We start from the raw sequence: 8,118 nt of genomic DNA on the forward strand, positions 1-8,118 counted from the left end.
CCGCCAACGGAATCATTCAGAGGACCAGGTCCCTGCCGAGTTCCAGGACGACCACTGGCTTTAGGCGCACCACGAGGAGCAGGTCGTCAGCGGCCGGAGCCACCTGGCAGGCTGCCGGTCCATCTGGCTTCTCATCGCGATGGTGGTGCGGTGAGCCGCTTCTCGAACCAGTGGTGGGCATATGGCTCGTCGTTGAAGGCAGGGACCTCCTGGAAGCCGCTGGAGTGGTAGAGGCCGATCGCCGCGCTGAGCGCCTTGTTGGTGTCCAGGCGCAGTACGTCGCAGCCTTCCTGGGCGGCTCGATTCTCCAACTCGGTCAGGAATCGGCGGCCGAGGCCGAGGCCCCGGGTGCGGGGCGCGACCCACATGCGTTTGATCTCGGCCGGGGCGCCGGGGGGCAGCTTCAGGCCGGCGCAGCCGACGGGCTCGCCGTGTAGTCGCGCAACCAGAAACAGGCCGTGCGGTGGGCGGAGTTCGCCCGCGTCCGGCAGCAGGCTCCGGGCAGGGTCGAAGCCGTTCTCAAAGCGTTGCTGGCCCTCGGCGAAGTAGGACCGCAGGCAGTGCTGGGCGTCGGGGTGGTTTGGGTCAACCGTGTCCAGCGCGACCGTCCCGGCGGTCAGCAACCGGTCGACCTCGGCCATGGCTACGGTCAGCCGGGCGCGCTGGGCCGTGTTGAGCGGTTCCAGGAGAGAGCTGGCCAGCTCTTCGCTGCGACCGTCGAGCATCGCGCGCTCAGCGCGGCCCGCATCAGTCAGCCCGACGGTGCGTACCCGTCCGTCCTGGGCCTGCGGCTCCACCGTCACCAGGCCGTCGGCCTCCAGGGAGCGCAGCAGCCGGCTGACGTACCCGGAGTCGAGCGCGAGGCGCTCGCGCAGTTGGCGTACGTCCTGGCCCTCCTCACCGATCTCCCAGAGCAGCCGGGCTTCACCGATGGGCCGGTCGCGGCCCAGGTAGTGGTCGTGGAGCACACCCACGCGTTCGGTGACAGTGCGGTTGAACTGCCGCACCTGGTCGATCTGCTCCGTGTCCATTCTCTGACTTTAGTCAGGGAACTACGTGCGAAGCCAGTGGCTTCGGTCTTCACCGAGGTGTCGACTGCGACGGCGGACGCTGGATCGCATGTCGATTGGCCCGTTGACGATGCGAGCCGAGTCGTGGTTGCCCGGCGTGGTTACGTGTAGCCGCGGTCTGGTGGGTGTGCAGCGTGCGTTGAGGTGAGGTCGCTCGTCCAGCACTTGTGATTCCGATCTGAGGAGCAGCTCGGCCGCGGTCCGTTGGGCAGGCGATCAGCCCGTTCGCCGCCGCCAAAACAACCCCAGGTTGGCGTGACGCTGAATTAGCCTTACTCCTGGCGAATCAGGGCGACAGAGCAGAGCGAAACGCCGTCTACCTGTCGGTCTCGGTCGCCGCGCTGAACTGGTCGCGGCCCGGCGCCGGGTGGGGGAGCGGGTGTGCGGCCTCGCTGCGCAAGCCGTCGAAGATCAGCGCCAGATATCGTCGCCAGAGCCCCGGATCGACACTCTGCATGGGCGCCGTGACCTGGTACGCGGCGCTGATCAGCACCACGACGTCATGTCCTGTCACATCGTCACGTACGGCGCCCTGCCGCCGTGCCCGGTCCGTCAGTGCCTCCGCGACCCTCGCGAGCCGCTCACTCGCGGCGCGCACCTGCGGCTCACCCCGCACCATCTCCGTCGTGACCTGACAGAAGGACCGGTCGGCAGACATTCGTTCGACACCGGACGTCATGAACTCCAGCAGGGCGGCCGTGGGGTCGTCCGCGTCCAGCAGTGCCGTGCTCGAAGCGGCGAACGTATCAAGGTGGTCGGCGAGGATCGCGGCGACGAGCTGTTCCTTGGTGGCGAAATGCCGGAACACCGTGCCCTTGCCGACCCCGGCCCGCGCGGCGATCTGCGCGATCGACGCCTCCACGCCGTGCTCGGCGAACGCGCCCGCTGCGGCATCCAGCAGGAGCCGCCGGTTCCGGACGGCGTCGGCGCGCAGCGGGCGCGGCTGCATCGGCTCCGGCGCGGACGTGCTTGGCCTGTCCGGCACGTCTTCACCTCGCCTCTGTCGCTCCACTCGGTATCGGCTCATCGTAGCAAGCGGACCGAGCGGTCCGCTTGCGTGCTACGGTCGCAACCTGACCGTACGGTCCGTTTGTGCGGTCGCCGACGAGAAGAGAAGAGGCGCCTTCGGATGGAAGCCACGATGACGGCGGTGGTCGCTGACGACTACGGTCAGCCCGAGACACTGGCGATACGCACAATCCCGATACCCGAGCCCGGACCGGGCCAGATCCAGGTGCGGTTGCGGGCCGCAGCGCTCAACCCGGCAGATGTCGTGGCGTTGAGCGGCACCATGCGCGCGGTGGCTGAGCTGGACTTCCCGCATGTGCCCGGCAGCGACTTCGCGGGAACAGTGACCAAGACGGGCCCGGGGTCCGGCCCGGGAGTCGGCCGATTTGCCGTGGGTGACGAGGTGTTCGGCATGGCGCTGCCGCGCGGCTCGGCGGCCCTGGCGGCGATCGTGTCCTCGCCACCGTCCCTGACCACCGGCACACTGGCCGAGTACGCCGTCTTCGATGCCGACACCCCGGCGGTGGCGCTGCGCCCGCCGGCCCTGCCCGCCGAGCACGCGGCAGCGCTCGCACTTGTGGGCCTGACGGCTCTGCCGCTGCTGCGGCAGGGCCGGTTCGTACCGGGCGAAAAGGTCCTCGTCATCGGCGCGACGGGCGGCACGGGCAGCGCCGTGCTCCCGCTGCTCGCGGAGACGGGCGTGCACCTCATCGCCACCTCGACCCCTACCGACGAGAAGGCGATGCGTGCGCTGGGCGCCGCCGAGGTGATCGACCACCGTGCGACCGACCTGCTGGATGAGACACTACGGCGCTATCCCGACGGCATCGACGCCTTGGTGAACCTGGCCCTGCCGGGAACGGAGCTGCCGCCCTTCGCCCGCGCGATCCGGCCCGGCGGCCGGCTGCTGAACATCGCCCACCCGTCACCCGACCCCGCCGACTTCGACCTCGAACACCTCACCGTGGAGACGCTGTTCACCCATGCGGAACCCGGCGACCTGGACATCCTGGCCGCGAAGGCCCGGCCGATACGCTACCGGTCTCCATCGGCCGCCGGTACAAGCTGTCCGACGCGGCGCGGGCCTACACCGACCTGCGAAACGACCACACCCGAGGCAAGTGGATCGTCCACATGTGACACGCACCGTGTCGGTCATGGTCGGGGCCGTCGGCGAGGTGTTCGGCCTGCCGGGCGGCTGTGTCGTTGTCGAGCGGGCCGGTATATCAGGTACCCATGCTGACTTCCTTGCGTCTGGTCGCCCGCATACTCGCATCGGCCACTGACATTGATACTCGTGAGCGGGTTCCGATTACCTTGCCGGATCCGAACCACCTAGATGCGGCCAGCTGGTGGTGGGCCCGAGAATGCGTAATCACTGACGGGCCCTGGGCTCAGGCCCCTCCCCGGCAATCGAACAACACCGTTACCCTCCGCGACAGCTTCCCAAGGTCTGTGCCAGATCCGAGTTCTCGGGGACGTTGTCGGCCGGCGTCAGTGTTGAGCGAACCGGCGAAGGGCGTCGAGTACGGGCGGCGCGAGCGAGTTCGGGTGGTCGGTGTCGTGCAGCAGATGGTCCACTCCCGGCAGCGTCACTCGGCCCGGTCCACCGGTATGTGCGTGGCGTAGGGCGGTCGCCAGGGCGTTCGTTGTGACGCAAGGGACTTGGGCATCGTGCGTGCCGCATGTCAGCAGCACCCTGGTTCCGGGCTGGAGTGCGGCGACGGTGTCCGGTGGGTAGACGGCGTCGTCGCTCTCCACGAATCGGGCGTTCGGTCCTTGGAATGCCTCGAAGAGTGTGGCGATCGCAGGAGGCAGATCGGTGGTGTCGACCGGTCGGTGTTCCCGAAGAGAAACGACGGCGGCATCGGTGGCTGCGTTGACGGCGCGTTGCTGCTCCCGTGTGAACTGGCCCTGCCGGGTCGCTTCGGCGACTTGGGCCTTGAGTTGGAGCGTGACCAGGTCCAGCATGCGGATTGCCTGCGGTTGTAGAAGCGCCAGGCCGGTCGGACGTGGGTGAACGGTGCCGCCCAGCAGTAGTCCCGTCATCGCGCCTTCGCTGTGTCCGACGATCAGCAGGGCGCGCGCGTCGGTTTCCGGCTGATCGCGCAGCGAGTTGTAGGCGGCCCGTGCCTGGCGGATGAATGCCGGGTAGTCGAGTTCTTCCGGGTGGTCCTGGTAGGCGCCGAGTCCGGTGCGGCCGGTGCCGTACTTGTCGAACCGCAGGGTGGCGATTCCGTCCCTGTCGAGCGCGTCGGCCAACTGGCCCAGGGTGTGCGGCGCCGACCCAGGCGGTTGGTTGCCGTCGCGGTCGGTGGGACCGCTGCCGGGCAGCAGCAGTGCCGCCCGCAGCCGTTGCCCCGCACGATGCTCGGGAACGTGCAGGGTGCCGTACGCGGTCGTTCCGTCAGACGTGAAGACGACCTCGCGGTCGGCGGCAGGCACGAGACCGGGCGTCGCCCCGGCCGGCGTGGCGGTGCCGACGGCCAGAGCCATCAACGCGGCTGCCAAGTGGCGAAACATTGGCCTACCTCCGTCAGACGAGGGCGTTCTCGACCAGGGCAACAGTCGCGCGGGGGTCGTCGACCTGGACAACCAGGCGTGCGTACTTCTCGTCGGCGAGTTCGACCACGACGGCCTTCGACGGATCCTTGACGTCCCAGAACACCTTGTCACCATCCTGATGGAATGTGCCTGCGGTGATCACACCGGGTACGTGGGAGCCTGGCGCGCGGATCCCCTTGGGGTCGGTGGCAATACCGGGGTCGGCGGTCGCACCACGGACGTTGGCCAGCGGGATGGTCAGGCGGCCCTTGAAGGCCCAGAGTTTGTCGAGACCCTCCAGCACGACGACCAGGTCGCCGCCGACGATACGTATCAGTGCCATGTCAGGTTCCCTATTCAGGTGAGGGGGCCGAGGCGCTGGGTCAGCGCGGCGGCGACTTTGTCGGGGTTGCCGCGCAGGAGGAGGCCAAGCGCGGCGGCTGTGAGGGCGGCGGCCAGGTCGGCGGGAACGCCGAGTGCGTCGGCGATCGCCTGGTCGACGGCGGTCAACGCGGCCGTCACCTCGAAGGCGACCTCCTCGTCGACCGGTGCGCGTTCGATCGCCGCGAGGAGAAGTAGGCCGAGGTCGGCCGACGTGACGAGCCGCAGCACGGCCCCTGCATCCGTTGCGCCGGCGAGGGCGTCGAGCAACGAGTGAACGTCGTCGGCGAGGTGGCGGCGCAGAGCGATCAGGTAGAGGCCGCGCTTGCTGCCGAACGTCTTGTACAGACTGTTGCGGTGCACGCCTAGGTGCGCGACGAGGTCGTCAACAGATACACCGTCATACGCGCGCCTGCCGAACAGATCCACGGCCGCACGCACCGCTTCGTCCTCGTCGAATGCTCTCGGCCTGCCCATGACCACTACGATAGGCAGTTAAGGAACGATCAGTCAAGAACGATCGTTCCTTAAACGCGGATCTCTTCCCGAGGTGCGGTCTTGCAGCAGTTGCGGACGCCCCGAGACCGCGGCACCGCGTCAAGCTGCTCAAGGAAACTCGTGCTCGTTCGATCGCTTCGTTCCTTCGCGGGGTTTGAAGACCGGTGGCAGACCTTGCGGTTCAGGTGCCGCTGAACGCGTGAAAGCTCTTGCCACGCGGGAACGGACCGCCCTCGCGGTCTCCGCATTCGACGCGCCGCCCGCGAACAACTCGAGCGCCCGAGCACGACGTGCCTCCGCCAACTGAGGCCGTGACAAGGGAGGAAGGGAGGAGCCGGCAGCCGGAGGGGAAGGTTGCGGAAACATCAGTAGGAAGCAGTTGATCATGGACGTTAGTTGGGAAGACCACAACACGAGGCTCCCAACCAACCTGAGGCGCCCGGCAGTCGCTACGCGGACTCCGCCCGGGCATTGCTGGAGCAGTCCGCCGAGCAGTCCCAACCGTTAATCCTGTCGACCGGACCGCAGCATCGGGCGATCATGGTGGTGTGACCTCGATCGAAGCAGCAGCCGATGCCCTGCAGGACCGCGCCGTGCTCTGGAGCGTCGGCGCGGCCCCGGCACATGAGGTCGTCACCGCCGCATGCAATGCCCTCGTTGCCGGACTCGACAGCCCCGCGCTTCTGGCCCTGGCATCACGCACACGAAGCGAAGCTGACTACGACGTTCCCGAGATCCTCCCAGCGGCCCTCGAAGAACTTGGCCTCACCTACTACGCTCCCGGGAGCCCTGACGGTGAAGAGGCTGCCGTGCGAGCTCTCGCCAACCACCTGCTGGCAGGCGAGCTGACGCCGAGGGAACTGGCCTTTCAGGCCCATGAGCGCTTCGGCCATCGGCTTCCTCTGGCTGAACGGCTCGTCGAGCTCGACGACGAGTACGACACTCTTGAATACAGTGGCAGAACACCCGCCCAGCTCGACGCTGACGTTACCTCCGAGGCCCACCGCCTGGCACAACAGTCCCGGGGTTCCTCTGAACTCACGGACACGCCAGCCTGAAGCACATCCCCTGCCCGGGGGGTTCGCACTGAAATACCCTCAGTTTTGCTGAACTTACGGGGCTTCACGGCGGCCGCCGGACCGGGCTCGGGTCGACGGCCTTGGGGTGTGGCTGAACCACTCACCACTGAGTCGTGGCGGCGGCGATCGACGAGGATCGGTACAAGAAGCGCAACACCGTGGAGCGGGCCATCAACAAGCTGAAGAACCACCGTGCGGTGGCCACTCGTTACGACAAGCGCGGCTACGTCTTCCTCGGCACTGTCACCGCAGCATCCCTCACCATCTGGCTTCGTACGTGACCGCGTTCAGCTCACCGAAGCGCCCGGCGCCAGCGTCAGACCAGAGGCTGAGGAAGGCTTCAAGGCTGGTGACCGCACTGTCGGTGCCGTCGTCCCACTTGACCAGGAGTGCCGAGAGGCCTTCATTCCAGGTGTCCGGTGTGTCGATATCAGGGCCAGGATGCCGCTCGACGCAGCCTTCGCCGTGCCGTTACCGGAGGTACACGTACCGCCCATCTGCCGTCCAGGCATCCCACTGCGAAGGGTAGCCGGAACCCGTCTGCACTACCCGCACCAACAGCCGACCCTCAACCTCACCCATCCGGTGATGCTGACGCACCTTCACGCCTTGGGCAATCGACTTCCGGCATCGATAGAGATGCCCTCAATCAGCAATCAGTTCGACACCAGCCGTGATCGCCCGGACAGCACCTCGTACATACTCGGCGAGTACTGCCACAGCGACGGCCAGTACGGGCCGGATGACGCAGACGAAGCGGCTGTAGCGGCGACGTTGTATGCCGCACATGCCTACCTGTTCGGCTGCCAGGAGTTCGCCATCTGGAAGAGCAGCCGGGCGGTCGAGGCGACAGACCAGCACCTTCAGCACCCGTCCGAGCAGGAAGAAGACGAGTTCTCCATCGACATGGACGAGGCACTCGCCTCCGAGGTACAGCGGCGACTTCGGGATCTGGATCTCGTCGCACGCTGCTCGAAGGATCTACGCCGCGCCGACTTGGGTTGCCCATCGACACGTCTGTCCGACTCCGGGTGGAGCTACGAGCGCCCCTCTTCAGCCGGGAGTTGGTTCCCAAGGAGCCACCAGCTCGTCCCGGAACGGGTCGCACCGCTGCCGGCCTGCATCGACCAGACTGTTTGACGGGTTGCCACCTTCTCGAGTGACGACAGCCGGCTCTCTGTCATGCCCCCACAGCTCGCCGATGCGCGGAGAGGGCACGTGTACTCAGGCTAAGTGACCCATGTCGTGCATCATTCGCGCCGAGGGTCCCCACCAAGCACCTTCGCCGCCGGTTACCGGCGAATCCTGATCCGTTGCTCTCGCCTCAGCACCGTACTGAGCGTAGTTCTTGCGCGCATCGGTCAGGCTCTGCGATCCGTCGTTGCGTCCTCGGCAGCGTCTTCGCCGAGCGGATGCCGATTCCGAACGGCACGACGTACTCCGTCGCCAAAGCAGCCATCGGTGGTTTCACCCGAGCGCTGGCCCGGGCACTAGGGACTGTTTCTTGGATCTCCTGACATGAGTGGGGTGTTGGGGTC

At 67.1% G+C, this 8,118-nt stretch carries 8 protein-coding genes and 1 pseudogene; 4 read left to right on the forward strand and 5 right to left on the reverse strand.

Annotated features, from left to right (window positions below; all coding sequences use genetic code 11):
* Positions 1-131: 131 nt before the first annotated feature.
* The gene (locus HY68_RS35480; protein ID WP_041999832.1) at positions 132-1,031 is read right to left on the reverse strand and encodes a helix-turn-helix domain-containing GNAT family N-acetyltransferase; all 900 of its coding nucleotides are present in this window, start codon (positions 1,029-1,031) and stop codon (positions 132-134) included.
* A 355-nt stretch (positions 1,032-1,386) separates the two neighbouring features.
* The gene (locus HY68_RS35485) at positions 1,387-2,055 is read right to left on the reverse strand and encodes a TetR/AcrR family transcriptional regulator (RefSeq protein ID WP_241778866.1); all 669 of its coding nucleotides are present in this window, start codon (positions 2,053-2,055) and stop codon (positions 1,387-1,389) included.
* A 144-nt stretch (positions 2,056-2,199) separates the two neighbouring features.
* Here HY68_RS35485 and HY68_RS35490 point away from each other — a divergent pair, with 144 nt between their 5' ends.
* The gene (locus tag HY68_RS35490; RefSeq protein WP_198533496.1) at positions 2,200-3,321 is read left to right on the forward strand and encodes an NADP-dependent oxidoreductase; all 1,122 of its coding nucleotides are present in this window, start codon (positions 2,200-2,202) and stop codon (positions 3,319-3,321) included.
* A 251-nt stretch (positions 3,322-3,572) separates the two neighbouring features.
* On the opposite strand, the gene HY68_RS35495 is transcribed toward HY68_RS35490, so the two are convergent.
* The 3 genes from HY68_RS35495 to HY68_RS35505 form a co-directional block, all read right to left on the reverse strand.
* Complete coding sequence (locus HY68_RS35495; protein WP_241778867.1) at positions 3,573-4,340, reverse strand: alpha/beta fold hydrolase; 768 nt, start codon at positions 4,338-4,340, stop codon at positions 3,573-3,575.
* 274 nt (positions 4,341-4,614) lie between these two features.
* A complete protein-coding gene (locus HY68_RS35500; protein ID WP_041999841.1) occupies positions 4,615-4,965 on the reverse strand; it encodes a hypothetical protein in 351 nt (116 codons plus the stop codon).
* A 14-nt stretch (positions 4,966-4,979) separates the two neighbouring features.
* The gene (locus HY68_RS35505) at positions 4,980-5,480 is read right to left on the reverse strand and encodes a TetR/AcrR family transcriptional regulator (RefSeq protein WP_041999844.1); all 501 of its coding nucleotides are present in this window, start codon (positions 5,478-5,480) and stop codon (positions 4,980-4,982) included.
* A gap of 569 nt (positions 5,481-6,049) precedes the next feature.
* On the opposite strand from HY68_RS35505, the gene HY68_RS41275 reads away from it, so the two are divergent.
* From HY68_RS41275 to HY68_RS35515, 3 genes and pseudogenes are all read left to right on the forward strand, one after another.
* Positions 6,050-6,559, forward strand: coding sequence for a hypothetical protein (locus HY68_RS41275; protein ID WP_078864102.1), 510 nt, complete (start codon positions 6,050-6,052; stop codon positions 6,557-6,559).
* 149 nt (positions 6,560-6,708) lie between these two features.
* A pseudogene (locus HY68_RS41280) lies at positions 6,709-6,861 on the forward strand (IS5/IS1182 family transposase); the annotation flags it as partial.
* Positions 6,862-7,021: 160 nt separating this feature from the next.
* Complete coding sequence (locus tag HY68_RS35515; RefSeq protein WP_157874502.1) at positions 7,022-7,720, forward strand: hypothetical protein; 699 nt, start codon at positions 7,022-7,024, stop codon at positions 7,718-7,720.
* Positions 7,721-8,118: the final 398 nt, after the last annotated feature.

It is taken from the genome of Streptomyces sp. AcH 505 (assembly GCF_000818175.1).
Classification (GTDB): Bacteria; Actinomycetota; Actinomycetes; order Streptomycetales; family Streptomycetaceae; genus Streptomyces.

Coding starts and splice junctions, on each gene's coding strand:
- HY68_RS35480 (WP_041999832.1), bottom strand. CDS start 1,031: ATGGACACGGAGCAGATCGACCAGGTGCGGCAGTTCAACCGCACTGTC.
- HY68_RS35490 (WP_198533496.1), top strand. CDS start 2,200: ATGGAAGCCACGATGACGGCGGTGGTCGCTGACGACTACGGTCAGCCC.
- HY68_RS35500 (WP_041999841.1), bottom strand. CDS start 4,965: ATGGCACTGATACGTATCGTCGGCGGCGACCTGGTCGTCGTGCTGGAG.
- HY68_RS35505 (WP_041999844.1), bottom strand. CDS start 5,480: ATGGGCAGGCCGAGAGCATTCGACGAGGACGAAGCGGTGCGTGCGGCC.
- HY68_RS35515 (WP_157874502.1), top strand. CDS start 7,022: ATGCCGCTCGACGCAGCCTTCGCCGTGCCGTTACCGGAGGTACACGTA.